Raw genomic sequence first — 26,585 nt, forward strand, 5'->3', positions numbered from 1 at the left:
GAGCTGATCCCGTCTGGCCCAGCGTAGCGCGCCCGTTACTCCCATTCAATTTCCGAAAATGCTGCGGTTGCGTTGCGCGCGTTGTAGTCCTCGAACAATTGCCAGTTCGGCCGCTCCTCAGCGGCGGCCTTGTCCGCGGCGGCCCGGATCGGCTCGCCCTTCTTGTTCGACGCCCGGACATCCGCCAGCAGTGTCGTGAGGTAACGCCGTTCGTCAGCCAATGCCGCAGGCCAGTCGCTCACAGGCCCGTGACCGGGGACGACGCGAACCGCTGGAATTGCCTCGAGTTTCCCGAGAATGCCGAGCCAGCCGCGGATGCTGCCGTCCATCACCGGAATATGGCGGAGGAAGACGAGGTCGCCCGCGAACAGCGTCTTGCTCGTCTCGTCGAACACGGTCAGATCGTTGTCGCTGTGCCCGGCCGGCCACGCTCGCAGCGTCAAGCGGCGCGCGCCTAGATCGAGCGTCAGCGTGTCTGAGACGAGCATCGTCGGCGCGACGATCTTGACGGGGTCGATCAGCTCGCTGCCCATGATCCGTCTAAAATTGTCGAGATAATACGGCCCGCGGCTCGCCAGCGCCTGCGGCAGCTTGCTGTGGCCGACGAAGCTCGTTCCTTCAGCCACAAAGGCAGCGTTGCCGAAGACATGGTCGGGATGGCCGTGGGTGTTGATGACATAGCGGATCGGCTTGGCTGTGCGGGCCCGCACCGCCGCCAGCAGCGCCTCGCCCTCGCGCAGGCTGCCGCCGGTGTCGATCACGGCCACCGCATCCTCGCCGACGATGAAGCCGACATTGGCGATGTCACCCTCGTTCTCGCGGGACATCAGGGCGATGGTCCCGGAGTGTAGGAAGATTCCCGGTGCGACTTCGCTTACAGGCAATTCGGCCGCTCCGGAGCGTGCTAGCGTCGGTATCCCCAGCAGGGACAAGGCTGCGATCACGAGAGCGATGCGAGACACTTTTCCGCCTCAGTTCAAAGGGTTTGCCGCATTGCACTGCAACAAAGTCAAGCCAACCAAAGTTTGGCAAACATGGCGCGTCATGCGTTGCATGAATAACATTCAAACAAAATGAGGAGGAAGCACGATGACGGAGGCCGGACGACATCGTCGCTGGTTGTATTCGCTGGTGTTGATGGCTGCATCTTGCGTGATGAATGGCATCGCCATCGCGCAGACGAACGAGACGGGCGATCTTTCGTTCGAGCTGGTTGATCCCAAGGTGCTGCGCGTCTGTGCCGACCCGCGCAATCTGCCGTTCTCCAACGAGAAGGGCGAGGGTTTCGAGAACAAGCTCGCCGAATTTTTTGCGGACAAGCTGCAGAAGAAGCTCGATTACGTCTTCTTCCCGCAGGCCACCGGCTTCGTGCGCATGACGCTGGGCGCGCATCGCTGCGACGTCATCATGGGCTTTCCACAGGGCGACGACCTCGTGCAGGGCACCAATCCCTATTACCGCACGACTTACGCGCTGGTTGCCAAGACCGGCAGCGGCCTCGAGGACGTCGACACGCTCGAGGATCCGAAGTTGAAGGGCAAGCATGTGGGTATCGTCGCCGGCACGCCGCCAGCGACAAACATGGCGCTGGCCGGGCTGATGGGCGATGCAAAGCCCTATCCGCTGATGATCGACACGCGCTTCGACAATTCGGCGCAGGCGATGATCGACGACCTCGCCGCCGGCAAGATCGACGCCGGGGTGCTGTGGGGACCGATGGCCGGATATTACGCGAAAAAGGCTGGCTCTTCGTTCCATGTCACACCGCTGGTGAAGGAAACGACTGGACCAAAACTGGTCTATCGCATCGGCATGGGCGTGCGTCCCGTCGACCAGAATTGGAAGCGTCAGCTCAACAAGCTGATCCAGGAGAACCAGGGCGAGATCAACAAGATCCTGCTCGACTTCGGCGTACCGCTGCTCGACGAGGGCGACAAGCCGCTCGGTGCGGAGACGGCCAAGAAGACGCCATGAGGCGGCAGCTTGCCGCTGCGCTGGTCACCGCCGTGCTGGTCGCGCCGGTGTGCGCGCAGCAGCAGGAGCCGTTCGAGCCCGAGGGTTATCGCACCGACAATTACCGCGCGCCGGTGCCGGCGACGCTAGAGGGCGCGCGCGTGCTGACCACAGGGGAGGCTGAAGCGATCTGGCGCGCGAAGAACGGCGCCTTCATCGACGTGATGCCGCGCGCCCCGAAGCCGAAGAATTTGCCCGCAGGCACGGTGTGGCGCGATGCCCCGCGGAAGAACATTCCCGGCAGTGTCTGGCTGCCGGACACCGGCTACGGCGCGCTGCCGCCGGCGATGGACGATTATTTCAAGCGCGGCCTCGCGAGCGCATCGCGTGACGACAAGGCCGCGCTGCTGGTGATCTATTGCCTCGCCGACTGCTGGATGTCGTGGAACGCCGCCAAGCGCGCGCTGGCGTACGGCTATTCCAATGTCGCCTGGTACCCTGACGGCACCGACGGTTGGGAGCGCGCGAAGCTTCCAACGGAAGAGGCACAGCCGGAAGCGCGGCCCGCGCAGTAGAAGATAGGACGTCATGCCCGGGCTTGTCCCGGGCATCCACGTTCTTCGTTCCGCGCGGCTCGACGTGGATGGCGGGACAAGCCCGGCCATGACGCCGCGTCACAAGCGGGGGAGAGGTGAAGACAGCCCTACTGCTTCTGTAGCTTGGTCAGCGTCCCCGTGCCGTTGGTGTCGGTCGCGGAGTAGCTCACCCTGTCGCCCGCATGAACTGCATCCAGCATCGCGGCGTCCTTGGCCTTGTACTCCTGCAGCGCGCCGGCGCCGCCTGCGCTGCCGCCGACGGTGCCCTTCTGCATCTGCTGGATCGAGATCGTGTTGTTGAGCCGATCGATCCGCGTGACCATTCCGGTCATGTCATCAGCAAGAGCGCTGGTTGCGAGCATGCCGAGGGCCGCAGCGCCCGCGAAGATGAATTTTGCAGTTCCCATCGTGGCCTCCCGACGTCTTGGAGTTCACTTCGACAAGACATCTTAAATGGGTTTGGTTCCGGCAGATAGCGGGGCAAAAGCGTAACGATCCCGAGGCGATCGCGGGAACTTTTCATGAGCCGTCAGCGGGGCTGACGCTATTCGATCTCCTGCTGGATCACGCGTCCCAGCGCGAACAGGCGCTGGTCGATCGTGGTGGGAACCTCGCAGACGAATCGCACAACCTTGTGACGGTCCTCGAAAATGCGGGTCTTCCAGATCAACTCGTTGCTGAGCGCCTCGACCTTGGCGTCGTCACGCGGCGTCGCCCCTTGCAGAGCCTGAAGCTGAAGCGTCTCGTCGCGGATCTTGTCGGCGGCGTCGCGCTGCTTGCGGCTGACGCGTTCGAGCCCGCTCATGACCTGGGAACGCTGCGCGTTGAGCGTGTCGAACAGGCCGGCGAACAGCAATTTTGCGTTCGCGGTCTTGTCGGCAGCGGAGCCTGCAAGAAACTCCTTCACCGACTTCTCGGCCTCGTCCAGCGGCGTCTTGCGCGCCGACAACTTTGCGACCAGCGCGCTGACCTTGGCGTCGTCCTTCCATTTGTTCTGGACATCGTCGAGCGGCGGACCGGCCCATACCGCGGCCAGCGAGATCTCCGGCACCTTGGCCTGCGTGCAGGGCCAGTCCGGGTAGCGCGGATCGGCCGCGCGTGCGGCCGTGCCCGACAGCGCGAGTGCCAGAACAGCCGTCGCCAGAACCCGAACCTTCATCCTTCGCCTCCCGCAGGGCCTCGCCGCGCCAGCCCACGCGAGGGATCATAGGCCAAAATCGCGCCGATCATGAAGATGATCGTGCAGGCGGCGACCACCGCCAGCGAGACCCAGTTGATCTGACCGTACAACGCGAAGCGGATCAGCTCGACCGCATGGGTGAACGGATTGACCTGGCAGAGATAGTAGAGATAGGGGCTGCCCTCCTGCACCCGCCAGAGCGGGTAGAGCGCGGAGGAGGCGAAGAACATCGGGAAGATCACGAAGTTCATGACTCCGGCGAAGTTTTCCAGCTGCTTGATGCCGGAGGAGATCAGCATGCCGAGCGAGCCCAGCATCAATCCGGACAGCACCAGCGCCGGCAGCACGGTGAGATAGCCCGACGGCGGCGGCGTGATGTCCCAGAACCAGGCGATCAGCAGGAACGCATAGACCTGGAGCAGCGACACCGCGGTGCCCGCGAGCAGCTTGCAGAACAGCAGGAAGCCGCGCGGCAAGGGGCTCACCAGCAGCGTGCGCATGTTGCCCATCTCGCGGTCGTACACCATCGACAGCGAGGACTGCATGCCGTTGAAGAGCTGGATCATCGCCATCAGCCCCGGCGCGATATAGACCTCGTAGAGGATATAGGTCTCGTAGGGCGGGATGATGGAGATGCCGAGCACCTGGCGGAAGCCGGCGGCGAAGATGAACAGCCACACCAGCGGCCGCACCAGCGCCGAGACGAAGCGCTCGCGCTGATGCAGGAAGCGCAGTCCCTCGCGCCAGACGATGCCGGTGAGGCAGGTCATGTACTCGCCGGCCGAGAAACCGCGCGGCGCGCCGTGCGTCGTGATGCTGCTCATGCCCCGCCTCCCGGCATCGTCTGCGCGCCGGTCAGGCGCATGAAGGCGGTGTTGACGTCCTGTGCGCCGGCCTCCGCGACGACGCGGCTCATCGGCCCCTGCGCCAGCACCTTGCCCTGGTGCAGAACCACGAGATCGTCACCGGGCATGATCTCGTCGAACAGGTGCGTCGCCCAGAGCACGCCGATGCCTTGCTCGGTCACGAGCTGGCGGACATGGCTGATGATGTCGGCGCGCGCCTTGACGTCGAGGCCGACGGTCGGCTCGTCCAGCAGAAGCAGGCGCGGCCGGTGCAGCAGCGCGCGGGCGATCTCCAGCCGCCGCATCTGTCCGCCCGAGAGATCGCGCACCTTGCTTGCTGAACGGTCCGCAAGCCCGATCCGGCCGAGCAGCTCGGCGCTGCGCGCGGCGGCCTCGCGGCGGCTGATGCCGTGGAGTGCGGCGTGATAGAGCAGGTTCTGCGTCAACGACAGGTCGAGGTCGAGCGTGCGCGGCTGGAACACGACGCCAAGCAGCCGCAACGCTTCGCCCGGGCTCTTGCTGACGTCATGGCCGAAGATGGAGACGCGGCCGGTCTGGATGCCGAACAGGCGCGTGATGAGCGAGAACAGCGTGCTTTTGCCAGCGCCGTTGAGGCCGAGCAACGCGGTAAAGCTCGCAGGCTGCACATTGAAGGACACGTTCACCAGTGCGCGACGCGGGCCGTAAGAATGGCTGACGCCGTCGATTGCCAGCGCCGGCACCGCGGCCGGATCTGGCTTCGGCGTCCCGCGCGGATCGGCGATGGGAGCAGGGCTGGTCATGGTGCGATCGTGATGCCCCAGGGCAGTTCGCCCACCTGAATGGTCTTGATCACCTTTTGCGCGGCGACGTCGATGACGGAGACGTCGTTGGAGACGCCGTTGGTGGTGAGCAGGTACTTTTCATCAGGTGTGAACGCCATGTGCCAGACACGCTGCCCAACCAGCAAATATTTCGTCACCTTGCGCGAGGGGACGTCGACGACGGCAATGCGGTTGGCGGGGCCGAGCGCGATGAAGGCGGTCTTGTCGTCTTTGGTCATGCCGATGCCGACCGGCTGGATCGCCTCCTTCCTCAGCCCCGGAATCTCGAACGTGACCTTGCCGATCACCTCGTGCTTTTTCGGATCGATCACCGACACGGTGCCGCCGATCTCCGAGGACACCCAAACTTCCGAGCTGTCGTGCTTGAATTCGGCAAAGCGCGGCCGTGCGTCGACCAGCACGTTGGCGACGATCTGACGAGAAGCTGTGTCTATAAAATGCGCCATGTTGGTCGTCTCGGACGTGTTGATCAACGTCTTGCCGTCGGGGCTGATGGTCATGCCCTCGGGCTCGACGCCGACCTGGATGTCGCCGAGCCGCGCGCGCTTCTCGAGGTCGATCACGGTCACCGTATTGTCGTTCTCGTTGGCGACATAGAGAATTTTTCCCGCCGCATCCTGGGCGAACAGCTCGGGGTCGGGTCCGGAGGGCAGGCTGTCCACCACGGCTTGCGTCTTGGCGTCGATGACCTGGATGGTGTCGTCGTCGCCGACCGCGACCATCACGAACTTGCCGTCGCGGGTGAACTCGATGCCGCGCGGGCGCTGGCCGACCTTGATCGTCTTGGTCACGGTCCAGCCGTCGGTGTCGATCACCGAGACCGTGTTGCTCTTCTCGTTCGAGACATAGGCGATGAAGGCATGCGCGGGCGCTGCGGTGAGCGCTACGAGCACCGTTGCCATCAGCAGACGTAACGTCTGTCCGCGGGCGGTCCTTACCTCCCCCGCTTGCGGGGGAGGTCGTATCGCATCGCTAGATGCGATACGGGAGAGGGCTCTCTCCTCTTGGGGGTTATCGCTTGTGGAGACACCCTCTCCCCAACCCTCCCCCGCAAGCGGGGGAGGGGGCGCAGTGTCGTCGCGGTGGCAGCTCGAACTCATTTCAGAATGCTCACTTCAGCTTGCATTTGCTCTCCGGGCGATCGTAGCCGAGCGTGTCGAGCTCGGAGACCTGGTGCAGGAAACCTTCCTGCGGCGAGACCGACACCACCATGCGGCCGTCGACCAGCAGGATCGGCTGGCGCAGTTGCAGGTTCCAGTCGCGCAAGGTCAGCTTCGTGCCCTTGAAGGCGGCGACGGAGAAATCCGGTCCCTTGATGAAATCGGTGACCTTCTTGACGTCGCCGGAGTTGGTGCGCGAGGTGGCTTCACCGATCATGCGCACCGCGGTCCAGGCCTGCATGTCGAGCGGGGTCATGCGCCGCGAGTTCAGCTTCACGAACCGATTCTGCATCTGGATCGCGCCCCATTGGTCCTGCGAAGCGTCCCAACTGCGCGGCACGAGGCCGGCCGAGCCGGCGACGGGGCGCGGGTCCCAGGTGCGATAGGGCAGGTACGCGCCGAACACCTCGCTCTCGTCGGCAGCGACCAGCACGTCATAGGCGGGCGCCTGTTGCGTGAACACCGGCATCTGCCGCTGGATCAACGTCACGCCGCTGTCGGTGCGCCGCGCGCCGCCCTTGTCCTCGAAGATGCGCTCCTGCACGATCTTGGCGCCGAACCGCGCCGCAGTGCGCCGCAGTGCATCGGCGAACAGCTTGTCCTCGTCATGCGAGCCGACCACCAGCAGCCAGCGTGACCACTTCTTCCACACCAGGTATTGGCCGAGCGCATCCGCCAGCATCGCACGGGTCGGCGCGGTGTGGATGACATTGGCGCGGCAATCGGCCTCGCGCAGCCGCTCGTCGATCGCGCCGGCGTTGAACAGCAGCGTGCCGCGATCGCGCAGGGCGTCGGAGACCTTCAGCAGCGCGTCCGCCGGAAGATCGGCGATGATGAAGCCGTTGCGCGCGGCAAGGTCGGTCGCAGCCTGCACCGCATCCTCGCCCTCCTTGATGCGGCGCTCCTCCAGCGTGAAGCGCTGGCCCGTGAATTTTCCCGTGGTGTTGTTGTCCTCGATGGCAAGGCGCGCGCCGGCGACGCCGTCATTCTCGGCGGGCTGCTCGACCAGCGACAGCGTCGATCTGGTACCGGCGACACCGAGATAGCCAACGCCGATCGTGACAGGGTCGGCCGCGAGCGCGCTCGTCGCGGCAAGACCTAAGCCGATCAGGCCGACCAACCATCGGATCATGTTTCCTCCAAACGTTCTCCCCGGCTTGACCGCCGGTGGAGAATTGTCTCTGCTGAAGCATGACCGATTTGTCAGGGCATGCAACCCCGCATTTCGTCGTCGCGAGCTGTGGAGGCGGAATCACGATCATGCGAGCGCTGATATGTTTCGCGGCTTTGCTGTTGACCAGCTCGGTCGCGTTCGCCGATCCGCCGAAGCTCGCGGTGTTCGATTTCGAGCTGATCGACACCAGCCTGCCCGGCGAGTTCTATGGCTCCAAGCCGGAAGAGGCGCGGCTGCTGCGCATCAGCGAGCAGCTCCGCAAGGAACTGGCGGAGTCAGGCAAGTTCCAGGTGCTTGACATCGCGCCGGTCAGGGACGCCGCCCACCACGCCAATCTGCAAGCCTGCGGCGGCTGCGACCTCAAGCTTGCCGGGCAGCTCGGCGCCGAGCTCGAGATCACCGGGATGGTGCAGAAGGTCTCGAACCTGATCATCAACCTGAATATCTATCTGCGCGACGTGAAGACCGGCAGCATGATCACGGCGGCCAGCGCCGACATGCGCGGCAACACGGACGAATCCTGGTCGCGCACGATGAGCTATCTGATCCGCAACCGCCTGCTCGCGCCGAATTACGGCAAGCCGGAGTAGGGCACTTTTTCCCTCTCCCCTTGTGGGAGAGGGTGGCTTCGCGAAGCGAAGCCGGGTGAGGGGTATCTCTCCGCGAGTCCCGTAGCCATTGAATTCGCGGAGACAGACCCCTCATCCGGCGCTTCGCGCCACCTTCTCCCACAAGGGGAGAAGGAAGTAAGCTCACCCCTTCAATCTCTCCGCGTGCCAGTGCAGGTGATCGCTCATGAAGGTCGAGATGAAATAATAGCTGTGGTCATATCCTGCCTGCCGTCGCAGCGTCAGCGGGATGCTGGCCTTGGCGCAGGCGGCCTCCAGCAGCTCGGGCTTGAGCTGTTCTTTCAGGAAATTATCGGCCTCGCCGACATCGACCAGAAAGCCGGAAAACTTCGCGCCGTCCTCGATCAGCGCCACCGTGTCGTGGTTGCGCCAGGCATCCTTATTGGGGCCGAGATAGCCGGTCAGCGCCTTGATGCCCCAGGGCACCTGTGAGGGTGCGACGATCGGCGCGAATGCGCTCGCGGCGCGGAAGCGGTGCGGGTTGCGCAGCGCGACCGTCAGCGCGCCGTGGCCGCCCATGGAGTGGCCCATCACCGATTGCCGCTTGCCATCGACGGGAAAATTTCCCGCCACGAGTTTGGGCAATTCGTCGGTGACATAGCTCCACATGCGATAATTGCGCGCGAACGGCTCTTGCGTCGCATCGACATAGAAGCCGGCGCCGAGACCGAAGTCATAGGCGTTGTTGGGATCGCCAGGCACGTCGGGCCCGCGCGGCGAGGTGTCGGGCGCGACGAAGATCAGGCCGAACTCGGCGCAGGCCCTGCGGAATTCGCCCTTCTCGGTGACGTTGGCATGCGTGCAGGTGAGGCCGGAGAGATACCAGACCACGGGAAGCTTGGCGCCGTCGGCATGCGGGGGAACATAGACCGAGAACACCATGTCGGTGCCGGTCGCCTGGCTCGCATGGCGATACACGCCCTGCACGCCGCCGTAGGATTTGTTGGTCGAGACAGTCTGGATCGTCATGCCTTTTGCTCCGTGGCATCTAACCACATCAACATTGCAACGCTTGTGTGACCGAATTTGCGGCGGTGTGTTTCGTCAGGCGACGCCGCTGTCGATCGCCAGCCGCACCAGCTCGACCGAGGTCTTCACGCCGAGCTTCTGTCGCATGATCGAGGAGGTGTTGGCCACCGTCTTGTAGGACGACTGCACCAGCCAGGCGATTTCGGACAGGCTCTTTCCGGCGCTGAGCAGCCGCAGGATCTCCATCTCGCGCGCGTTCAGCTTCGACAGCGGGCTTTGCGCGAGCGTCGGCCCGGCGAACGCAATGCTGCGCGCGATCGCGGTTGGCAGATATGTGCCGCCGGCTCCGACCGCGCGGATCGCCTCGACGAGGTCGTCGGGGTCGCCGGTCTTTGAGACGTATCCCTTGGCGCCGCACTCGATCGCACGCGCAGCGAAAGCCGGGTCGTCATTCATGCTGAACATGATGATGCGCGCCTCGGGCGCGCGCTCGAGGATGCGGCGCGCCAGCTCGAAGCCGGAAACGGTCGGCAGGTTGATGTCGATGATCGAGAGGTCGGGGCGCTCGACGATGAAGACGCTTTCGCCGTCCTCGGCGTCGGCGGCCTCCAGGATTTCGATCTCACCCTCGTCGGCCAGCACGGCACGGCAGCCGGAGGCCACGATAGGATGATCGTCGACGATCAGAATGCGCATAGGCGTTCCCCGTGACAGTGCCGGACTCTTTATTTCGCGCCGCATGATCCCGAATGAGGAAACGTGTCTCATGTCGGATCATGCAACCCGGCCGGGATTGCTGTATGCTTTCGATTAGATATCGGGCGCTTCGCCCCTGTCAACGTCATCGGACAGGTGCGGCCCAACCTTCGCGAGACACGAGCAGCATCAATGTGGCAAAATCTATCGTTGCGTGCGCGCATCAACCTGCTGCTGGCGCTGTTGCTGGCACTGGGGCTCGCCGTCAATATCGGCCGGCAGGTCGCGGAAGCAGGTCCCCGCGTGCAGGCCGAGGACCAGAGCGTGATCCGGCTTGCGCGCGAGTTCATCGAGATGATCGTTGCTGATCTCAACGAGGCGCCCGATCCCGATGCCAGGCTGAACCAGATCCCGCGCGATCTCAGCCGGCTCCGCCATGTCAGCATCGCCCTCATGGATTCCAGCGGGAGCCCGCTGACGCCACCCCGTCCTGATACCGATGACGACGCGCGCGGGCCGCCCGCCTGGTTCGTGAGTCTGGTTCATCCCGAGCAGACCGCGGTCAGTGTGCCGGTCTCGGTCCATGGCAAGCCCGGCTCTCTCCTGATCACCTCGCATCCCGATGACGAGATCGCCGAGATCTGGGACGGCATCGTGACCCAGCTCGAGGTCGGCTCGGTGATCGCGCTCGCGCTGTTTTTCCTGATGATGACGGTGGTCGGCCGCGCGCTCACCCCGCTTCAATCCCTGTCCGACGTGATGGCCGAGCTCGAAGGCGGGCGCTACGAGGCGCGTGTCGCGCCGGGCGGCGCGCCGGAGCTGGCCGCGATCTGCACCAAGCTCAATCACCTGGCCGCAACGCTCGGCGAGGCCGTCGAGGACAAGCGGCGTCTTGCCGAGCGCGCGGTGTCGCTCCAGGACATCGAGCGCAAGGAGATCGCGCGCGAGTTGCACGACGAGTTCGGGCCCTATCTGTTCTCGCTGCGGGCGCATGCCAGTGCGCTGGCGAAGCAGGCGGACGGGCGCGACCCGAGCACGGACGCCGTGCGAAAACACGGCAGCGCGATGATGGAGCAGATCAACGCGCTCCAGCAGTTCAATCGCCGCGTGCTGGAGCGGCTTCGCCCCGTCGGCCTTGCCGAGCTCGGCCTGCGCCAGGCGCTGGAATCGCTGTCGCGGCTGTGGCGGGAGTCGCATCCCGACGTCGCGATCGAGACCTCGATCTCGCCCGCGCTGGGTCCGACGACGGGCGAGACGGCCGATCTCACCATCTACCGGATCGTGCAGGAGGCGCTCACCAACGTGTTCCGCCACGCCGGCGCGACTTCGGTCAATGTCGTGATCGAGCCTGTCGAGCAGGCCGGCGGCCGCTCCTGTGCGCGGGTGCGGATCAGCGACAATGGCCGCGGCATGGAGCCGGGCCAGAAGCTCGGCTTCGGCCTCGTCGGCATGCGCGAGCGGATCCTGGCGCTGGGCGGCACGCTTAACGTCGTCTCTGGCGACGGCGGACTGACCTTGGAGGCGCTGGTTCCCACAGTGGTGTCCTGATTACATCGGGAAAAATTCCCGATTTGGTCGGGAAGGCGGGTTCGGATATTGCCCGACCTTTTGTGGCTGGTGCATGGGCTCTCGCCGATTACACTCGTCTCGACCAAACGGCGACATCAAAACAGCCGGGGGGTGGGGATGGGAAGGCTGGGATGGGCAAGCGTCTTTGGTTCAAGCGTCTTTGGTTCAAGCATCTTTGGTTCAAGCGTCGTTGGTTGATGGCCTCGGTTTCGACCGGGCTGGGGCTGGTCTGCGCGAGCCAGGCCGGCGCCGCGCAGGACGAGGAGACCAACGTCCAGAACCTGCCGGCGGTCGAGGTGACGGCGCCGCCGTCGACACCGAGGCGCACCGCGCCTTCGCGCCCGGTCGCGCGCGTGGCGGGAGCATCGTCGTCCGCACGCCCGAAGACGCGCATCTACGTCTACCCGACGGCCCCCGGAGCCGGCAGCGCCATCGAGGTCGACAAGATTCCAGCCAGCATCAACGCGGTTGATGCCAACCAGATCAGGCGCACCCGCTCGCCAAATATCGCCGATGCCCTGCAGCAGTACGTGCCCGGTGTCAGTATCAACGAAGTGACCGGCAATCCATTCCAGCCCGATGTGCAGTTTCGCGGTTACGTCGCTTCACCTCTGGCCGGCACGCCGCAGGGCCTTGCCGTCTACCAGAACGGCGTGCGCATCAACGAGGCGTTTTCCGACATCGTCAATTGGGATTTGATCCCGACGGCAGCGATCCGATCGGCAGTGGTCGTGACCAATAACCCCGCGTTCGGCCTCAACGCGCTCGGCGGCGCCATCGACCTGCAGATGAAGGACGGCTTCAACTATCAAGGGGCCGAAATCGACGTCATGGGCGGCTCATTCGGCCGCATCCAGGGCTCTGCACAATGGGGCAAGCAGGTCGACAACAACTGGGCGGTCTACGGAGCGCTCGAAGGCATTCACGACAATGGCTTCCGCAACTTCTCGGCATCGGACGTCCGGCGCTTCTATGGCGATGTCGGGTACCGCTTTGAAGGCAACGAGTTTCACATCAACGGCGGCATCGCCAACAATTCCTTGGCTGGACCCAGCACTGTTCCGGCCGAATTGCTCCAGCAATATTGGGGGGCGACCTATACAACGCCACAAACCATTTCCAACAAGGTCGGCTATCTCAACCTGACCGGCAAGGTGGAGGCGACGCCGACCTGGACCATTGAGGGCACGGCGCATGTGCGGGCCTTCAAACAGAATACCGTGGACGGAAATCCGACCGATACGGTGCCCTGCGACGCCGATGCGACACTGCTTTGCTTTGGCGATGTCGACCCTTTGACTGGCCTCCAACCGTCGGCCAATGGCCTCAATGGCGTTCAGCTCGCCAATACCTTTGCGCCAGGTGCCATCCTCAGCGAGATCGATCGCACCAGCACGAAATCGACCACGTTTGGCGTGTCCGGGCAGGCGACTAACAGCGATCAGTTGTTCGGTCATGAGAACCGCTTCGTGGTCGGCGCAAGCTATGATGTCAGCAGCACGCGGTTCACCGGTAGCGCCGAATTGGGAACGATAGGCACGAACTATGTCATCACGGGCAGCGGCATATTCCTGGGCCCGTCCGGCGACCCGACATCGATTGGCCCTGTGTCGCTTCGCACCGTCAACCAATATCAGGGGCTCTATGCGCTCGACACGTTCAACGTGGATGAGCGCTTCGCGATCACGGGAGGTGGGCGGTTCAATGCGGCCCATATCTCCCTGATGGACCAGCTCGGCACGGCGCTCAACGGCGATCATAACTACGATCGATTCAATCCGATCATCGGCGGCACCTACAAGATCACGTCCGAAGTGACCGCCTATGCGGGTTATTCCGAAGCCAACCGTGTGCCGACGCCGCTCGAACTTGGCTGCGCCGATCCGGCGAGGCCTTGCATCATCGGGCAGTTCCTGATCGCGGACCCGCCCCTTCAGCAAGTCGTATCCAAGACCTTCGAGGCGGGCTTCCGCGGCACCAAGGAATTGAACATCGGCTCGCTCGGCTGGAAAATCGGTGCCTACCGTGCCACCAACTACGATGACATCCTCGCGACCCCAATTCCGGGCCTGACGGGCTTCGGCTTCTTCCAGAACGTCGGACGGACGCGCAGGCAGGGTATCGAAGCCGAGGTGAGCCTGAAGTCGAATGTGCTTCAGTTCCAGGCGAGCTACGCATTCCTGGATGCGCGCTTCCTCGATGCGCTGACGCTTGGCTCAGACAGCCCGTTCGCCGACGCAGGCCACATCCAGGTCTTGCCGGGCAATCACATTCCGCGCCTGCCGAGCCACCTCATCAAGGCCAGTGTCGAATATGCTGTTACCGACGTGTGGAAGGTCGGGGGCGACGCGCTCTTTGTTTCCAGCCAGTATTTCGTCGGCGACGAGTCCAACCAGTTTCCGCAGCTGCCGTCCTATACCGTGTTCAATCTCCACACCTCCTACCAAGTCACCAAGAACGTCCAGCTTTACGGTCGCGTCAACAACATCTTCGACAACCGCTACTCGACCGTCGGCACCTTCTTCGACCGCGAAGCCTTGCCCAATTTCACCAATGGCGGCGCAGAATTCACCGACCCGCGCTCGCTGAGCCCGGCAAGGCCGCGCGCGTTCTATGCGGGCATGCGGGTGACGTTCTAACCTCGTGCCGAAACAGGGCGCATAAACGCGCCCTGCATCGATCCTCGTCCAACCTGCGGTCAGTAATCCCAGAACACCGGCACCCACCGGAACGCATCGCCGTCGGCCGCGACCCGGCCTACGGACGGGAACGGCAGGTGCGTGGCCACCAGCAGCCCTCCGGTCTGAACCAGCTCCTTGAACAGCTGAACCCGGACGCGGGCCGCTTCCTCGGGATCGTGCTCGAAGCCGTTGTACCAGTCGGGGTGCTCGAACCCGACTGCGAACACGGCATCGCCCGCGAACATCAGCCGGTCGCCGCCGGACACCACGCGAACCACGCTGTGTCCGGGGGTGTGACCGCCGGTGCGACGGACGACGACGCCCGGGGCAATCTCATGCTCCTCATCGAACTGGCGCAGCTGACTGCCGTATTCCTCCACGAAACGCTTGGCGGTCGAGCGAAGCGCATCCGGGAATCCCGGCGGCATGGACACGTGGGAGAAATCGGGAGCGTTCCAGAACTTGACCTCGGCGGCCGCCACGTGGATGCGCAGGTCCTTCCGCAGCCGCTCCTTCACACCGTCAACCAGCAACCCGCCGACATGGTCCATGTGCATGTGGGTGAGCACCACGTCGGTCACGGACGAAAGATCGATGCCGGCGGCCTCCAGTCGCTTGATCAACTGCCCGGCCCGCGGCAAGTGCAAGTCCGGGTCGAATCCCAACCCGGCATCGACCAGAATGGTCTGCTTGCCGCTCCGCACCACCACGACGTTCAGCGCCCAATCGAAAGCGTCCGGCGGCAGGAACATCTCCTTCAGCCAGGCCGCCCGGGCGGAAGGATCGACATTGTGGGCCAGCATGGCGGTTGGCAGCGGCAGCACGCCGTCGCTGACCACCATCACGTCGATGTCGCCGATCTTCAGCGCATAGCGCGACGGGACCAGCTCTTCGGGCTTCGACTTCACGGCGGATGAGGTGTTGTGCATGCTCATGTTGGTCTCCTGTTTCAGGGTGAAGACTTCCGGCTGGTCATGGTTGAGCAGGCCGCGCCGCCGGGAGAGCGCGGCTGCCGTCGCGAGATGCGACTAGAGGCTGGTCACGCGTTCCGGATCGGCTGATGCTAACGCCGCGGCGCGCTCGGCGCGGGGCGGGTAGATCCAGACGGTGTTGATCTCCCGCTTGGTCTTCTTGGCGACGTCGCCGACCAGCTCGACCGCGCGCTCCCAGCCGCGCGTGAACAGCGCGCCGGCTTCGCCGAGATCGAGGCAGGTGACGTAAGCCTTCTGGTGATAGGGCCTGGTCGCAACGCCGAGCAGCTCGGCGGCGGCGTTGTTGCCGGCAAAGGCGCCCATGCGCGTCGCGTGCTGGCAGGACATCAGCGCGTAATTGCCGTCGTCATCGCATGCGGCCCGTGCGGCATCGCCGGTGGCAAAGACGCTGGGGATGGCGGGCACGCGCAGGTCGCGGTCCACCAGCAGCCGGCCGAAATTGTCGCGCTCGGCGGGAATCTGCGCCGTCAGCGGCGCGGCGCGGATGCCCGCCGCCCACACCACCGTTTCGGTTTCGATGTGCTCGCCGGTCGAGAGCGTGACGCCGGATTTGTCGAGCGAGGCAACGCCGGCGCCGAGCCGGGTCTCGACGCCGAGCTCGCGCAGCGCCTTCTCGATCACGGGGCGGGGACCTTCGCCCATGTCGGGGGCAACCGCGCTGTTGCGCTCGACGATGATCACCCGCGCCTCGGAATCCTTGCCGAGGATCTGGCGCAGACGCGCGGGCAGTTCGGTGGCCGCCTCGATGCCGGTGAAGCCGCCGCCGGCGACGACGACGGTGTCGCGTCCGTTGACGGCCGGCCGGCCGGCAAGGCCGTGCAGATGCTTGTCGAGTGCGATCGCGTCATCGAGTGAATCCACGCTGAAGCCATGCTCGGCGAGGCCTGGAATGTTGGGACGGAACAGGCGGCTGCCGGTGGCGACCACCAGCCGGTCGTAGGACAGCATCTTCCTGCCCCTGGCCGTGGCGATCTGCACCGTCTGCGCCTTGGCGTCGATCGTCTCGGCGCTGCCCTGGATGTAATCAACGTCGATCGCCTCGAGGACATCGAGCAGCGGCGCCGTCAAGGTTTCCGGCTTCGGCTCGTAAAGCCGCGGGCGGATCACCAGCGTCGGCTGCGGTGCGATCAGCGCGATCTGGAGATCGTCGGGCGAAACACCCTGAATGTCGCGCAGGCGGGCGGCGGAGAGGGCGGCGTACATGCCGGCGAAGCCGGCACCGATGATGAGTAGTCGCATGTGATTGTCTCCCATGTTTGGTTGGTTCGAAACGCGCGCGGCATCGCCGCCGCTCGATGCGAGCGGAGCCTGTTACGACCAGTGATGACGCAAAGAGGTGAGACGGAGGGCGCCGGGCCGTTACGGCGCGGTGCAGTTCGGTAGCGAGGACAGCAGGGCGGGGCCCTCGCAAGCCGCGCGGCAGCTGCGCGGGCCGAGCGGCCAGCCGCGCAGGGCGACCGGCATCGCGGGCTTCCCGAGCCAGCCGCGATCGAGCAGGATCGACGTCGCGGCATTGGCGCTTCGTGGGCCCTGTAACCCCGCCTCTTCGGCGATCGGCGAGGTGAAGCGCACCGTCAGCGAGAGCCCGTAGACGAGCGCCGAGGCGGCGGCCTTCCGTTTCGGTGCGATTGCAAGCTGTTTCCAGTCCATCGTTCGTCTCCGTCCGGATGATGTGACGTTGCGATCTTTAGCGAACCGGATAGTCGACTGCGCCAGAGCGATTGCCGCCCCTGTCGAGAGATTGCTGCTACCGCATGCGCCTGCGCCAATCGCTCGGCGTTTCGCCCGTCAGCTTCTTGAAGGCCGCGGCGAAGGCGGTCTGCGAGGAATAGCCGAGCGCTGCGGCGATCGAGACCACCGGCTCGTCGCTCCCGCGCAGCATGTCCATGGCCTGCTCGAGCCGGTGCTGGCGCAGCCAGGCATGCGGCGAGAGCCCGGTGCTCTCCTTGAAGGACCGGCAGAAATGGAAACGCGACAGTCCGGCGTCGGACGCGAGCGCCGAGAGCGAGACATCTGCATCGCTGTCCGAGCGCAGGCGTTCGATCGACCGGCGCAGGACCGAAGGCGAAAGACCGCCGATGATCGGCTGCGGCGTAGCCGCAACGCCCGCATGGGCGGCCAAGAGCCGCGTGGCGAGCAGATCCGTCAATTGTTGCCTGAACAGCGCGTCCAGCGCGGCGCTGCCTTCGAGCGAGTCGGCGGCGCTCAGCAGCAGCCGCGACGTGATGGCGTCGGGATGCCCGGTTCGCTCCAGCAGATCGCCGGGGTTCGTCGTGTTGGCCTCGTCGGCGATCCGCAGCAGCGTCCGCTGCGGAAGATAGAGCTGAACGACATGCATCGGGCGGTGGATGTCCCATCGCGATGTCGAGCCGGCCGGAATGATCGTCACGACCCCGGGACGCGCCGTCGAAATCGCGGCCGTCCTTCCCGTGCGACGCTCCAGCGCCTGCGAGCCGGCGGGATAGGCCATGACGACATGATCGGCCATGGGCTCGACGGTGTCGTGCAGCGGTTCGTGCCTCCAAAAGGCGATGGCACCGCTGTTGCAATCGGAGGCCATGCGAAGCGGCTTCGTCTTGAGCACGCGTGCCATCTCGGCATCGGCGGCGCGACGCTCGGACGTCGCGTGATCGTCCGGCCTTGCGCCAAGTATGGGTGGCAAGCCCTTGGGGGAGGGATTGCGCATGAGTGTGGTGCTCCCGGTCATTGCGTGGCTCCTCCCGATCGCTTCGAGCTCAGATCAGGTGTCCGTGTTTCTACGGGTCGAGCGCGTTCTAGGCGCTGCCCGGGCCGAGCGTCTTGCCTGAAGCGCCCATGCTTTGCCCGATCCTGCTCCGAGCCGGCGCGCGCTTTCGCAAATGCCCGATGCGCAGCGCCGCGTCGTCGCGGTGCCGGTTTCGTGAGAGAGAAATAAATTCGCTGAAAAGGCCGGGTGCCGGCGGCCGAGGCGGGGCCCTTGGCCGGCGGCGCCGTGGGCGGACGGCTTGCACAGAATATCCCGCCTCCGGCATGATAGGCTCGGAGGTTCACGTCACCGTGTCATTGAAGAATCCGGACGCAGTCGCGGCCATCGTTGCAGCGCTTCGGCACGTTTACGGTGACGAGGTCGCGCGAATGATGCTCGTTGGCGGCATGAGCCTCGCCACCCTGATCGATGCGATGTTTTCGGCGCCCTTGACGCATCGGCAGGCCGTCCGGGCGATCACCGACGGATTGGACGATTTTGTCATCTCCCCGGACCTGGGTCTGATGTGGCACCTCAAGTACATCTATGGAGATGAGCCCGGTTCGCTGGATGTCGTGGACATGGAGATCGCCACGATGAACGGCACGCTGGCGAGCAAGGACGTCTGGCTGCGTCTGTCCTCCTAGAGCAGAACTCGGCCCGGTCTTGAATTGATCTATGTCAACGCTGCCTCTCCTCCGGTGCTCACGTCATACAGGGCGGCGCATGCGGCGGCTTTCGCCGCCCGTCAGTTCGCAAGCGCCCTTGGGGAGGACCGTCATGCGTCACAGCCATCACCGTTCGATCAAGTCCGTGACCGTTGCAGGAATCGCAGCCAGCGCACTGCTGGGATTTGCGACCGTCACGCTCAGTCCGGCTCCTGCTCACGCGGTGGTCTATTGCCAGTACATCGACTATCCCCCGAGCTGCGTCGCCAGGGCCGGCGTCGTGCTCCGTCCGCGTCCGGTGGCACGCGCCGCGGTCCGGGCCGGCACGGCGAGCTCGACCAACTGGAACGGCGGCGTCAATCGCGTCGGCGTGCGGCGATAAATCAGCGCTGGCTTGCGGCGCAACGCCCTCAACGGGCCGGATTCACACGGGCCGCGTGATTAACGGTTTCTTAGCGCTAATCATGCGGATGATCTGCGCGGGAATACCAAGGGAGACTGCTCCCATGCTGAACGACGGTACCTACGCGGCGTGGTACAAGACGCCGCTCGAGCAGGGCACCGGCATCGTCCATGTCGCAGACGGCCAGATCTGGGGCCGCGACAGCCTGATGACGTATCATGGTTCCTGTCAGGTCGACGGCGATCACTTCACCGCGACCGTGTCGACGAAGCGTCATACCGAAGGACGTGATACGGTCTTCGGCGTCTATGATGAACTCACGCCGAACATCGTAGGGACGTGCCCGGGCAAGATCGCGACGTACACGGCGACGGCGGGACAGGCGCCGGGAGTCGTCCTTGAGGGAACGCTGATCCTGACGGAACGGCCGGTGGCGGCACCCGAACGAACGGCGCAGATCCCCGCGTTCAATCCCGACAAGCTTCCAAAATTGCCGAAGCGCTCCCGCTGATCGGCAGCGTGCGCTGATCGGCACATCGGGCGCTTCGACGCGTCGCGCCCCTGGCCGCGCAATTCTGCATCCTCAAATTTCCGCTCCGGCGCTTCTCAAATTGCCCGCCAGGCGTCATTGTGACGCGGACCAGCATCACCCTCGGAGCAGCATCACATGTCGGACAAAGTCTCACGTCGCCAGTTCGCAAAACTGGCGGGATTGTCCGCAGCCGGAATCGCGGGTCCCGTCGAGGTCGCCGAGGCCAAGCCGGAGCCGGCGCCGCGGGGCATGGATGGCTTTCCGCCAGGCTTTCTCTGGGGCACGGCGACTTCGTCCTATCAGGTCGAGGGCGCGGTCAATGAGGATGGGCGAGGGGCCTCGATCTGGGACAAGTTTGTCCGCATCCCCGGCAAGATCGAGGACGGCACCACCGGCGACCGCGCCAATGAGCATTATCACCGCTACAAGGAAGACATCGCGCTGATCAAGGATCTCGGCTGCAAGGCCTATCGCTTTTCGATCGCCTGGCCGCGGATGTTTCCGGACGGTGACGGCAAGCCGAACCCGAAAGGGTTCGACTTCTACAATCGCCTCGTCGACGAGCTATTGAAGAACGGCATCGAGCCGTGGGCGACGCTCTATCACTGGGACCTGCCGCAATCGCTGCAGGACCGTTTTGGCGGCTGGCGCTCGACCGAGACCTGCAAGATCTTCGGCGATTATGCGGGCTATGTCGCCGAACGCTTGACTGACCGCGTCAAGAACGTGTTCACGTTGAACGAGAGCGGCCGTTTCGTGCAGTTCGGTTACGGCCTCGGCATCGATGCGCCCGGCATGACGCTGCCGCAGGCCGAGGTCAACCAGATCAGGCACAACAGCGCGCTCGCGCACGGGCTCGCGGTGCAGGCGGTGCGTGCGCGCGGGCGCCGCGGCACCAGGGTGGGGCCGGCCGAGAACATCGACGTCTGCGTTCCCGCGATCGACACGCCCGAGCATGTCCGCGCCGCCGAGATCGCGCTGCGCGAGATGAATGCCGGCTATCTCAACGTCATCATGACCGGGCAGTATACCGACGCCTTCCTGAAATATGCCGGCGCCAACGCGCCGAAATACACCGACGCCGAGCTGAAGATCATCTCCTCGCCGGTCGACTTCCTCGGCCTCAACATCTATGCGCCGCAGAACTACGTGGTGCCGTCCGACCAGGGTGCCGGCTTCATGCCGCTGCCGATCCCGAAGTCCTTTCCACACATGAATTCGAACTGGCTCCGCGTCGCGCCGGAGACGATCTACTGGGTGCCGAGGCTCGCGGCAAAGATCTGGAAGACGGATGCGATCTACATCACCGAGAACGGCACCTCCAGCGAGGACGAGATCTCGCCCGACGGCAAGATCTACGACACCGACCGCATCATGTATCTGCGCAACTATCTCGCCCAGCTCCAGCGGGCGACGGCGGAGGGCGTGCCGGTGCGCGGCTATTTCCTCTGGAGCCTGATGGACAATTTCGAATGGGTGTTCGGGCTGAACAAGCGGTTCGGTCTCTACCACGTCAATTTCGACACCCAGGTGCGCACGCCGAAGCTCAGCGCAAGCTTCTACCGCAACGTCATCGCGAAGAACGCGGCGGGGGTGTGATCTTTTCCATCGCATAGCGTCGTCATGGCCGGGACAAGCCTGGCCACGACGTCCCTGAAGCTTTCGCGCCCGATTTTACGCGCAGCGGAAAATCCGGGTGGGACGCGCGCCCGTCTGCCGCGTTTGAGTCGCCCTGACGCAAGATTGCGCGACAATTGCCGTTTAGCCTGACGGACCAATCGCTTCACAGGCATCACCGCGTCTCACGCGGAACCGGTGCTTCTACTGTGCATGGGGTTGTTTTTCACTTTTTGCAGAGAGGCCGTCCGGCGCCGCAGATTGACTCAACTCGCCCCCTGATTCACAACGCCCCTCAACACGCAAAACAAGAGGACAACGCCCATGACCGACGCACTGATCATCGATGCCTGCCGCACCCCGCGCGGCGTCGGCAAGGCCGGCAAGGGAGCGCTCTCCGGCATTCATCCGCAGCAGCTGGGTGCAACCGTGCTGCGCGCGCTCGCCGACCGCACCGGCATCAACACCGCCGACGTCGACGACATCGTCTGGGGCTGCAGCGCGCAGGTCGCGACGCAAAGCGGCGATCTCGGCCGCATGTCGGCGCTCGATGCCGGCTATGACGTGCGCGCCAGCGCCGTGACGTTGGATCGCTTCTGCGGAAGCGGCATCACCAGCGTCAACATGGCGGCATCCTCGATCATGGCGGGCGCCGAAGACCTCGTCATCGCCGGCGGCTGCGAGATGATGTCGATGGAGGGACGCCGCGGCGGCGGTCCGATGATGATGGACAGCGGCAATCTGCGCCTGCGGGCGAAGCATCCGCAGTCGCACCAGGGCGTCTGCGCCGACGCGATCGCGACGCTGGAAGGCATCACCCGGCAAGACGTCGACGCGCTCGGGCTCGAAAGCCAGAAGCGCGCCGCGCATGCGATCGCGAACGGCCACTTCAAGAAGAGCCTCGTGCCCGTCCATCGCGAGGACGGCAGCCTCGCGCTCGACCACGAAGAATATCCGCGGCCGCAGACCACGATGGAGGGTCTCAGCAGCCTGAAGCCGGCATTTCCTGCCGTCGCCGACTATGCGCTCGACGACAAGGGCACGACCTATCGCGGCCTGATCCTCCAAAAATATCCTGACCTCGACGTCGACTTCGTGCATCACGCCGGCAACTCATCCGGCGTGGTCGACGGCGCCGCCGCGATCCTCCTGGCCTCGCCGTCTTACGCCAAGGCGCATGGCCTTAAAGCCCGCGCCCGCGTGGTGGCGATGGCCAACATGGGGGACTCGCCGACGTTGATGCTGAACGCGCCAGTGCCGGCGACGCGCAAGGTGCTGGCGAAGGCCGGGCTCACCATCGACGACATCGACCTGTTCGAGATCAACGAGGCGTTCGCGGTGGTTGCGGAAAAATACATCCGCGATCTCAAGCTCGACCGCGCCAAGGTCAACGTCAATGGCGGCTCAATCGCGCTCGGCCATCCCATCGGCGCGACCGGCTCGATCCTGATCGGCACCGTGCTCGACGAACTCGAACGGCGCGACCTCAGGCGCGGTCTCGTGACCATGTGCGCCGCCGGCGGCATGGCGCCGGCCATCATCATCGAGCGCCTCTAACCAGCCTCCGCTTCACCTCTCCCCTTAAAAACCGGGAGAAGAAGCGGCTGCAGTGCGATCCAACCCTTATTTTTCAGGGTGAATCGCACGCGGTCGTTCGGTCGTCGCTTGTCGAAAGCCGCGAATCAGCTTTAGCAAGGTTGCGTGCGGGCCTTTGAAACAAGGTAAAATCCGCTGCCAGAGGCTTCCTCCGCTCCGGAAGTAGCTAAAAAGCAGGGTTTTTTGCCACAGGGGGCCAAAAAAGCCCGTAAAATCGCGACAAAACTGTGCAGAAGGCTATAGGCCTTCGCCGGTTGGTCTAATATGCAACCGGCAACGAATCAGAGGAGACACGATGCCGACCCAACTTTCCAAATCGCAGTTGATCGAAAAGATTGCGACCGCCACCGAGCTTTCCAAGCGCGACGTCAAGAACGTCATGGAGACGCTGACCGACGTCGGCCACAAGGAGCTCAAGAAGAACGGCCTGTTCCTGGTGCCGGGCTTCGCCAAGTTCGTGGTCATCAAGAAGCCCGCGACCAAGGCGCGCAAGGGCACCAACCCGTTCACGGGTGAAGAGATGATGTTCAAGGCCAAGCCGGCCCGGAAGATCGTCCGCGCCCGCCCGGTCAAGGCTGCCAAGGACGCCGTGGCCTGATAACGCAAAGGCCCCCTCGATGAGAGGGGGCCTTTTGGGGCAGTCGCAAGGGCCTGAGACGGAGGGCTCAACCCTTGCGGCGCTTCACCCGGACCGGGACCGGCGCAAACCGCGGCTCGGGTCCCGCGACCGCATCGCGCACCCGGTCGATGGCGCGATCGAGCAGCTGGCGCAGCCGCTGCGTCTTGCGCGATCTCCTTGCTTTCTCCAGCAGCTTCTTCATCGCATTACTCCGCCGCTTCGATCTTCGGATCGACCTTGGCTTCCGCCGGCTCGAGCGCTGCGGCGATGGCCTCGTCGACGCGCTCCAGCCAGATGAATTCGAGGTTGTCCCGCGCGCTCTTCGGGATGTCGTCATAGTCCCGCTTGTTGCGCGCCGGCAGCATCACCCGCTTCAGGCCGGCGGCGGCCGCGGCCACCACCTTCTCTTTGATGCCGCCGACGGGCAATACCAGACCGCGCAGCGAGATCTCGCCGGTCATCGCCGTGTCGCTGCGCACCGTACGGTTGGTAAGCAGCGACGTCAGCGCCGTGAACATCGCAACGCCCGCGCTCGGTCCGTCCTTCGGGGTGGCGCCCGCGGGGACGTGAACGTGGATGTCGCTCTTCTCGAACAGCTGGGGATCGATGCCGAGCTGGCTGGCTCTGCTCTTCACCAGCGTCAGTGCCGCCTGCACGCTCTCGCGCATGACTTCGCCGAGCTGGCCGGTCAGGATCATGCCGCCGCGGCCGGGCACGCGCGAAGCCTCGATGAACAGGATGTCGCCGCCAACAGGCGTCCAGGCAAGGCCGGTGGCCACGCCCGGAATGCTGGTGCGCTGCGCGATCTCGCCTTCGAAGCGCGGCTGGCCAAGCACGGTGGCGATGTCCTTTGTCGTCACCATCACCTTGGCGGCCGTGCCTTCGGCGATTTGCACCGCGGCGTGGCGGAACACCTTGCCGATCTCGCGCTCGAGGTTACGCACGCCGGCCTCGCGGGTGTAGCCCTTGACCACCAGCTTCAGCGCCTCCGGCTCGATTTCGGCCTGCTCGGCCGAAAGGCCATTGGCCTCCAGCTGCCGCCGCACCAGATACCGCCGCGCGATCTCCAGCTTCTCGTCCTCGGTGTAGCCGGCGAGGCTGATCAGCTCCATGCGGTCCAAGAGCGGACCCGGAATCTGGTCCAGCATGTTGGCGGTCGCGATGAAGACCACGCGCGACAAGTCGAATGGCACGCCCAGGTAGTTGTCCCGGAACGTCCCGTTCTGCTCGGGGTCGAGCACTTCCAGCATGGCGGCGGAAGGGTCGCCCTGCACGCCGCGGCCCATCTTGTCGATCTCGTCCAGCATCATGACGCAGTTGCGAGCGCCCGCCTTCTTGATGCCCTGGATGATGTTGCCGGGCAGCGCGCCGATATAGGTGCGCCGGTGACCGCGGATCTCGGCCTCGTCATGCACGCCGCCGAGGCTGACGCGCACGAAGGGGCGATCCATCGCGCGGGCGATGGACTGGCCGAGCGAGGTCTTGCCGACGCCGGGCGGGCCGACGAAGCACAGGATCGGGGCCTTGCCCTGCGGCGCCAGCTTGCGCACCGCCAGATATTCGATGATCCGGCTCTTGATCTTCTCCAGGCCGAAGTGATCGGCATCCAGGATGCGCCGCGCCTCCTTGATGTCGATCGGCTTCTCCTCGGGCAAGGCCCAGGGCAGCTCGATCAGCCAATCGAGGTAAGTGCGGACCATGCCGGCTTCGCCGGCAGCCTCAGGCATGCGCTCGTAACGGCGCAGCTCCTTCTTGGCATGCGCTTCGGCTTCCGGCGGCATGTTGGCCTTGGCGATCGCAGCCGTCAGCTCGGTGACCTCGGCGGCCTTGCCGTCGCCTTCGCCCAGCTGGCGCTGGATGGTTGCCATCTGCTCGCGCAGGATCGCCTCGCGCTGCCGCTCGTCGAAGCTGGCGCGCGTCTTCTGGCCGATCTCGTTGGAGATGCGCAGCACCTCCAGCCGCTCGGCCAGGTGCCTCGACACCTTCTCGACGCGCAAGGCGAGGTCGATGGTCTCGAGCACCTCCTGCTTGTCCTGCGGCTTGATGTCCATGAACGAGGTTGCCAGATCCGCCAGCGCGCCGGGCGCGGTGGTGCTCTGGAACATCGCGACCAGCTCGGGCGGCGCCTGCGGCAGCAGCTCGACAGCCTCGATCGCCTGGCGCTGCAGGTTCAGCGCCCGTGCTTCGATCTCGGGCGAGCTCGTGGTCGGCTCGGGGATCTGCTGGATGCGCGCGGCCGGGAACGGCGTCCCCGGCAGGAAGTCGAGGATGCGCGCGCGCTGCACGCCCTGGCAGACGATGTGATGCGTGCCGTCGGGCGCGGTGATGTAGCGCACGATGTTGGCGATGGTCGCGACCCGGTAGAGGTCGTCCGGCCCGGGCTCCTCGATCTCGGGGCTGCGTTGCAGGACGATGCCGACCGGCCGCTGCTCGCGCAGCGCCTGCTGCGCGGCGGCGATGGACTTCGCCCGGCCGATCGCGATAGGCGCGATGGCGCCCGGAAACAGCACCATCTCGCGCACGGGGATGATGATCAGTGCGTCTTCGGGGATCTTCACGTCGGGACCGTTTTGGGAATTCGTCTGTTCGGTATTCATCTGTTCGGTGGCCATGATCGACCTCAGGATTTGGCGAGGCGCAGTGCGACGCAGCCGTCCATCACGAAGCGGCTGATGGCGTAGCGGCCAAGGGGCAATGCAATGCGGCGCTCAAAACGCCCCTGCGGCAGCTCGAGGCGGTGGATGCGGGCGTTGCGAAGCTCCGGCGGCAGCGTGCGCTGGCCTGAGATGACAAGCGCGCCGTCATGGATCACCGTCTCGACATTGTCCGGATTGACGCCGGGGAGCGCGACCAGGATCAAAAGCTCATGCTCGGTCTCGAGCACGTCGATCGGCGGCTCCCAGCAGGCCTCCTGCCGGCCGAACTGCTGGCGCAGCCGTTCGGCGCGGGTGAGCGAGTCCAAAGCTTCGGACAGCATCCAGTCGAGGGAATTTTTGGGTTGCATGGCAAAACTCGGGGGAAGGCGCTGCGATTGGAAAACCAGCATATGGGGATGGTTCCCCGGAATTCCAGCATCGCGCGCTTGGAGCATGCCTGGCCCCTCGAAGCGAGGAGGCCCTTGCCGCCGGACGCATCGACGCCGCGGAGATGTTCCGCG

27 protein-coding genes are annotated in these 26,585 nt (G+C 64.8%); 11 read left to right on the forward strand and 16 right to left on the reverse strand.

All coding sequences use genetic code 11. The features are described 5' to 3' along the window. Positions 1-35 precede the first annotated feature (35 nt). Positions 36-962, reverse strand: a complete 927-nt coding sequence (locus QA642_RS15160) for a quinoprotein relay system zinc metallohydrolase 2 (protein WP_283085364.1) — start codon at positions 960-962, stop codon at positions 36-38. 127 nt (positions 963-1,089) lie between these two features. Between QA642_RS15160 and QA642_RS15165 the strand changes: the two genes are divergently transcribed. Together QA642_RS15165 and QA642_RS15170 are read left to right on the forward strand one after the other, a co-directional pair. Continuing rightward, positions 1,090-1,974, forward strand: a complete 885-nt coding sequence (locus QA642_RS15165) for a substrate-binding domain-containing protein (RefSeq protein ID WP_283085365.1) — start codon at positions 1,090-1,092, stop codon at positions 1,972-1,974. Next, entirely contained in the window at positions 1,971-2,528 is a 558-nt protein-coding gene (locus tag QA642_RS15170) for a PQQ-dependent catabolism-associated CXXCW motif protein (protein WP_283085366.1), read from the forward strand. The genes QA642_RS15165 and QA642_RS15170 overlap by 4 nt, the downstream gene beginning before the upstream one ends. Before the next feature lie 128 nt (positions 2,529-2,656). On the opposite strand, the gene QA642_RS15175 is transcribed toward QA642_RS15170, so the two are convergent. The 6 genes from QA642_RS15175 to QA642_RS15200 form a co-directional block, all read right to left on the reverse strand. Continuing rightward, positions 2,657-2,956: a copper-binding protein gene (locus tag QA642_RS15175; RefSeq protein WP_283085367.1), complete on the reverse strand. Its 300-nt coding sequence runs from the start codon at positions 2,954-2,956 to the stop codon at positions 2,657-2,659. Positions 2,957-3,093: 137 nt separating this feature from the next. Next, positions 3,094-3,708: a hypothetical protein gene (locus QA642_RS15180; RefSeq protein WP_283085368.1), complete on the reverse strand. Its 615-nt coding sequence runs from the start codon at positions 3,706-3,708 to the stop codon at positions 3,094-3,096. Beyond that, entirely contained in the window at positions 3,705-4,553 is an 849-nt protein-coding gene (locus QA642_RS15185) for an ABC transporter permease (protein ID WP_283085369.1), read from the reverse strand. The genes QA642_RS15180 and QA642_RS15185 overlap by 4 nt, the downstream gene beginning before the upstream one ends. Further along, complete coding sequence (locus tag QA642_RS15190) at positions 4,550-5,356, reverse strand: ABC transporter ATP-binding protein (RefSeq protein ID WP_283085370.1); 807 nt, start codon at positions 5,354-5,356, stop codon at positions 4,550-4,552. Before QA642_RS15190 ends, QA642_RS15185 begins: the two co-directional genes overlap by 4 nt. Then, on the reverse strand, positions 5,353-6,300 hold the full coding sequence (locus QA642_RS15195) for a YVTN family beta-propeller repeat protein (protein WP_283085371.1): 948 nt from the start codon (positions 6,298-6,300) through the stop codon (positions 5,353-5,355). The genes QA642_RS15190 and QA642_RS15195 overlap by 4 nt, the downstream gene beginning before the upstream one ends. Before the next feature lie 208 nt (positions 6,301-6,508). After that, on the reverse strand, positions 6,509-7,690 hold the full coding sequence (locus QA642_RS15200; protein WP_283085372.1) for an ABC transporter substrate-binding protein: 1,182 nt from the start codon (positions 7,688-7,690) through the stop codon (positions 6,509-6,511). A 59-nt stretch (positions 7,691-7,749) separates the two neighbouring features. Between QA642_RS15200 and QA642_RS15205 the strand changes: the two genes are divergently transcribed. Further along, positions 7,750-8,322: a DUF3280 domain-containing protein gene (locus QA642_RS15205; protein WP_283085373.1), complete on the forward strand. Its 573-nt coding sequence runs from the start codon at positions 7,750-7,752 to the stop codon at positions 8,320-8,322. Between the two features lie 162 nt (positions 8,323-8,484). Here the strand turns inward: QA642_RS15205 and fghA are convergent, their stop codons facing one another. Continuing rightward, on the reverse strand, positions 8,485-9,330 hold the full coding sequence (gene fghA, locus QA642_RS15210; protein ID WP_283085374.1) for an S-formylglutathione hydrolase: 846 nt from the start codon (positions 9,328-9,330) through the stop codon (positions 8,485-8,487). A 75-nt stretch (positions 9,331-9,405) separates the two neighbouring features. Then, positions 9,406-10,026, reverse strand: a complete 621-nt coding sequence (locus tag QA642_RS15215; RefSeq protein ID WP_283085375.1) for a response regulator transcription factor — start codon at positions 10,024-10,026, stop codon at positions 9,406-9,408. A gap of 192 nt (positions 10,027-10,218) precedes the next feature. Between QA642_RS15215 and QA642_RS15220 the strand changes: the two genes are divergently transcribed. Continuing rightward, positions 10,219-11,574, forward strand: coding sequence for a histidine kinase (locus tag QA642_RS15220; protein ID WP_283085376.1), 1,356 nt, complete (start codon positions 10,219-10,221; stop codon positions 11,572-11,574). Between the two features lie 152 nt (positions 11,575-11,726). Next, the gene (locus QA642_RS15225; protein ID WP_283085377.1) at positions 11,727-14,234 is read left to right on the forward strand and encodes a TonB-dependent receptor; all 2,508 of its coding nucleotides are present in this window, start codon (positions 11,727-11,729) and stop codon (positions 14,232-14,234) included. A 59-nt stretch (positions 14,235-14,293) separates the two neighbouring features. On the opposite strand, the gene QA642_RS15230 is transcribed toward QA642_RS15225, so the two are convergent. The 4 genes from QA642_RS15230 to QA642_RS15245 form a co-directional block, all read right to left on the reverse strand. Then, positions 14,294-15,229, reverse strand: a complete 936-nt coding sequence (locus QA642_RS15230; protein ID WP_283086897.1) for an MBL fold metallo-hydrolase — start codon at positions 15,227-15,229, stop codon at positions 14,294-14,296. A gap of 75 nt (positions 15,230-15,304) precedes the next feature. Beyond that, on the reverse strand, positions 15,305-16,507 hold the full coding sequence (locus QA642_RS15235) for an NAD(P)/FAD-dependent oxidoreductase (protein WP_283085378.1): 1,203 nt from the start codon (positions 16,505-16,507) through the stop codon (positions 15,305-15,307). Positions 16,508-16,627: 120 nt separating this feature from the next. Then, positions 16,628-16,918, reverse strand: coding sequence for a hypothetical protein (locus tag QA642_RS15240; RefSeq protein WP_283085379.1), 291 nt, complete (start codon positions 16,916-16,918; stop codon positions 16,628-16,630). A 97-nt stretch (positions 16,919-17,015) separates the two neighbouring features. Continuing rightward, positions 17,016-17,975: an AraC family transcriptional regulator gene (locus QA642_RS15245; RefSeq protein ID WP_283085380.1), complete on the reverse strand. Its 960-nt coding sequence runs from the start codon at positions 17,973-17,975 to the stop codon at positions 17,016-17,018. A 407-nt stretch (positions 17,976-18,382) separates the two neighbouring features. Between QA642_RS15245 and QA642_RS15250 the strand changes: the two genes are divergently transcribed. The 6 genes from QA642_RS15250 (at position 18,383) to QA642_RS15275 (ending at position 23,407) form a co-directional block, all read left to right on the forward strand. Then, positions 18,383-18,640, forward strand: a complete 258-nt coding sequence (locus tag QA642_RS15250) for a hypothetical protein (protein ID WP_283085381.1) — start codon at positions 18,383-18,385, stop codon at positions 18,638-18,640. Positions 18,641-18,773: 133 nt separating this feature from the next. Further along, positions 18,774-19,043: a hypothetical protein gene (locus QA642_RS15255; protein ID WP_283085382.1), complete on the forward strand. Its 270-nt coding sequence runs from the start codon at positions 18,774-18,776 to the stop codon at positions 19,041-19,043. Positions 19,044-19,167: 124 nt separating this feature from the next. Beyond that, positions 19,168-19,575 (forward strand): hypothetical protein, encoded by a 408-nt coding sequence (locus QA642_RS15260; RefSeq protein ID WP_283085383.1) that lies wholly within the window; start codon positions 19,168-19,170, stop codon positions 19,573-19,575. 156 nt (positions 19,576-19,731) lie between these two features. Further along, on the forward strand, positions 19,732-21,195 hold the full coding sequence (locus QA642_RS15265) for a GH1 family beta-glucosidase (protein ID WP_283085384.1): 1,464 nt from the start codon (positions 19,732-19,734) through the stop codon (positions 21,193-21,195). Between the two features lie 342 nt (positions 21,196-21,537). Beyond that, positions 21,538-22,770: an acetyl-CoA C-acetyltransferase gene (locus QA642_RS15270; protein WP_283085385.1), complete on the forward strand. Its 1,233-nt coding sequence runs from the start codon at positions 21,538-21,540 to the stop codon at positions 22,768-22,770. A gap of 334 nt (positions 22,771-23,104) precedes the next feature. Next, positions 23,105-23,407, forward strand: a complete 303-nt coding sequence (locus QA642_RS15275) for an HU family DNA-binding protein (RefSeq protein ID WP_027528369.1) — start codon at positions 23,105-23,107, stop codon at positions 23,405-23,407. Between the two features lie 67 nt (positions 23,408-23,474). Here QA642_RS15275 and QA642_RS15280 read toward each other — a convergent pair whose 3' ends face one another. From QA642_RS15280 to QA642_RS15290, 3 genes are read right to left on the reverse strand one after another with little or no spacing between them, the layout of a single operon-like run. Continuing rightward, positions 23,475-23,630, reverse strand: coding sequence for a hypothetical protein (locus tag QA642_RS15280; RefSeq protein ID WP_283085386.1), 156 nt, complete (start codon positions 23,628-23,630; stop codon positions 23,475-23,477). Between the two features lie 4 nt (positions 23,631-23,634). Then, on the reverse strand, positions 23,635-26,040 hold the full coding sequence (gene lon / locus QA642_RS15285) for an endopeptidase La (RefSeq protein WP_283085387.1): 2,406 nt from the start codon (positions 26,038-26,040) through the stop codon (positions 23,635-23,637). Positions 26,041-26,048: 8 nt separating this feature from the next. Then, positions 26,049-26,432 carry an Hsp20/alpha crystallin family protein gene (locus QA642_RS15290; protein WP_283085388.1) on the reverse strand — a complete coding sequence of 128 codons (384 nt, stop codon included), beginning with the start codon at positions 26,430-26,432 and terminating at the stop codon, positions 26,049-26,051. Positions 26,433-26,585 lie beyond the last annotated feature (153 nt).

It is taken from the genome of Bradyrhizobium sp. CB2312, from assembly GCF_029714425.1.
In the GTDB taxonomy this organism is placed as follows: Bacteria; Pseudomonadota; Alphaproteobacteria; order Rhizobiales; family Xanthobacteraceae; genus Bradyrhizobium.

What these genes read in the sequence shown, in the direction of transcription:
- QA642_RS15200 (WP_283085372.1), bottom strand. Translation starts at nt 7,690, where the DNA reads ATGATCCGATGGTTGGTCGGCCTGATCGGCTTAGGTCTTGCCGCGACG.
- QA642_RS15235 (WP_283085378.1), bottom strand. Translation starts at nt 16,507, where the DNA reads ATGCGACTACTCATCATCGGTGCCGGCTTCGCCGGCATGTACGCCGCC.
- QA642_RS15225 (WP_283085377.1), top strand. Translation starts at nt 11,727, where the DNA reads ATGGGCAAGCGTCTTTGGTTCAAGCGTCTTTGGTTCAAGCATCTTTGG.
- QA642_RS15190 (WP_283085370.1), bottom strand. Translation starts at nt 5,356, where the DNA reads ATGACCAGCCCTGCTCCCATCGCCGATCCGCGCGGGACGCCGAAGCCA.
- QA642_RS15260 (WP_283085383.1), top strand. Translation starts at nt 19,168, where the DNA reads ATGCTGAACGACGGTACCTACGCGGCGTGGTACAAGACGCCGCTCGAG.
- QA642_RS15185 (WP_283085369.1), bottom strand. Translation starts at nt 4,553, where the DNA reads ATGAGCAGCATCACGACGCACGGCGCGCCGCGCGGTTTCTCGGCCGGC.
- QA642_RS15245 (WP_283085380.1), bottom strand. Translation starts at nt 17,975, where the DNA reads ATGACCGGGAGCACCACACTCATGCGCAATCCCTCCCCCAAGGGCTTG.
- QA642_RS15180 (WP_283085368.1), bottom strand. Translation starts at nt 3,708, where the DNA reads ATGAAGGTTCGGGTTCTGGCGACGGCTGTTCTGGCACTCGCGCTGTCG.
- QA642_RS15215 (WP_283085375.1), bottom strand. Translation starts at nt 10,026, where the DNA reads ATGCGCATTCTGATCGTCGACGATCATCCTATCGTGGCCTCCGGCTGC.
- QA642_RS15255 (WP_283085382.1), top strand. Translation starts at nt 18,774, where the DNA reads ATGCGTCACAGCCATCACCGTTCGATCAAGTCCGTGACCGTTGCAGGA.
- QA642_RS15250 (WP_283085381.1), top strand. Translation starts at nt 18,383, where the DNA reads ATGATGCTCGTTGGCGGCATGAGCCTCGCCACCCTGATCGATGCGATG.
- lon (WP_283085387.1), bottom strand. Translation starts at nt 26,040, where the DNA reads ATGGCCACCGAACAGATGAATACCGAACAGACGAATTCCCAAAACGGT.
- QA642_RS15275 (WP_027528369.1), top strand. Translation starts at nt 23,105, where the DNA reads ATGCCGACCCAACTTTCCAAATCGCAGTTGATCGAAAAGATTGCGACC.
- QA642_RS15170 (WP_283085366.1), top strand. Translation starts at nt 1,971, where the DNA reads ATGAGGCGGCAGCTTGCCGCTGCGCTGGTCACCGCCGTGCTGGTCGCG.
- QA642_RS15270 (WP_283085385.1), top strand. Translation starts at nt 21,538, where the DNA reads ATGACCGACGCACTGATCATCGATGCCTGCCGCACCCCGCGCGGCGTC.
- QA642_RS15195 (WP_283085371.1), bottom strand. Translation starts at nt 6,300, where the DNA reads ATGGCAACGGTGCTCGTAGCGCTCACCGCAGCGCCCGCGCATGCCTTC.
- QA642_RS15205 (WP_283085373.1), top strand. Translation starts at nt 7,750, where the DNA reads ATGACCGATTTGTCAGGGCATGCAACCCCGCATTTCGTCGTCGCGAGC.
- QA642_RS15265 (WP_283085384.1), top strand. Translation starts at nt 19,732, where the DNA reads ATGTCGGACAAAGTCTCACGTCGCCAGTTCGCAAAACTGGCGGGATTG.
- fghA (WP_283085374.1), bottom strand. Translation starts at nt 9,330, where the DNA reads ATGACGATCCAGACTGTCTCGACCAACAAATCCTACGGCGGCGTGCAG.
- QA642_RS15220 (WP_283085376.1), top strand. Translation starts at nt 10,219, where the DNA reads ATGTGGCAAAATCTATCGTTGCGTGCGCGCATCAACCTGCTGCTGGCG.
- QA642_RS15280 (WP_283085386.1), bottom strand. Translation starts at nt 23,630, where the DNA reads ATGAAGAAGCTGCTGGAGAAAGCAAGGAGATCGCGCAAGACGCAGCGG.
- QA642_RS15175 (WP_283085367.1), bottom strand. Translation starts at nt 2,956, where the DNA reads ATGGGAACTGCAAAATTCATCTTCGCGGGCGCTGCGGCCCTCGGCATG.
- QA642_RS15165 (WP_283085365.1), top strand. Translation starts at nt 1,090, where the DNA reads ATGACGGAGGCCGGACGACATCGTCGCTGGTTGTATTCGCTGGTGTTG.
- QA642_RS15290 (WP_283085388.1), bottom strand. Translation starts at nt 26,432, where the DNA reads ATGCAACCCAAAAATTCCCTCGACTGGATGCTGTCCGAAGCTTTGGAC.
- QA642_RS15240 (WP_283085379.1), bottom strand. Translation starts at nt 16,918, where the DNA reads ATGGACTGGAAACAGCTTGCAATCGCACCGAAACGGAAGGCCGCCGCC.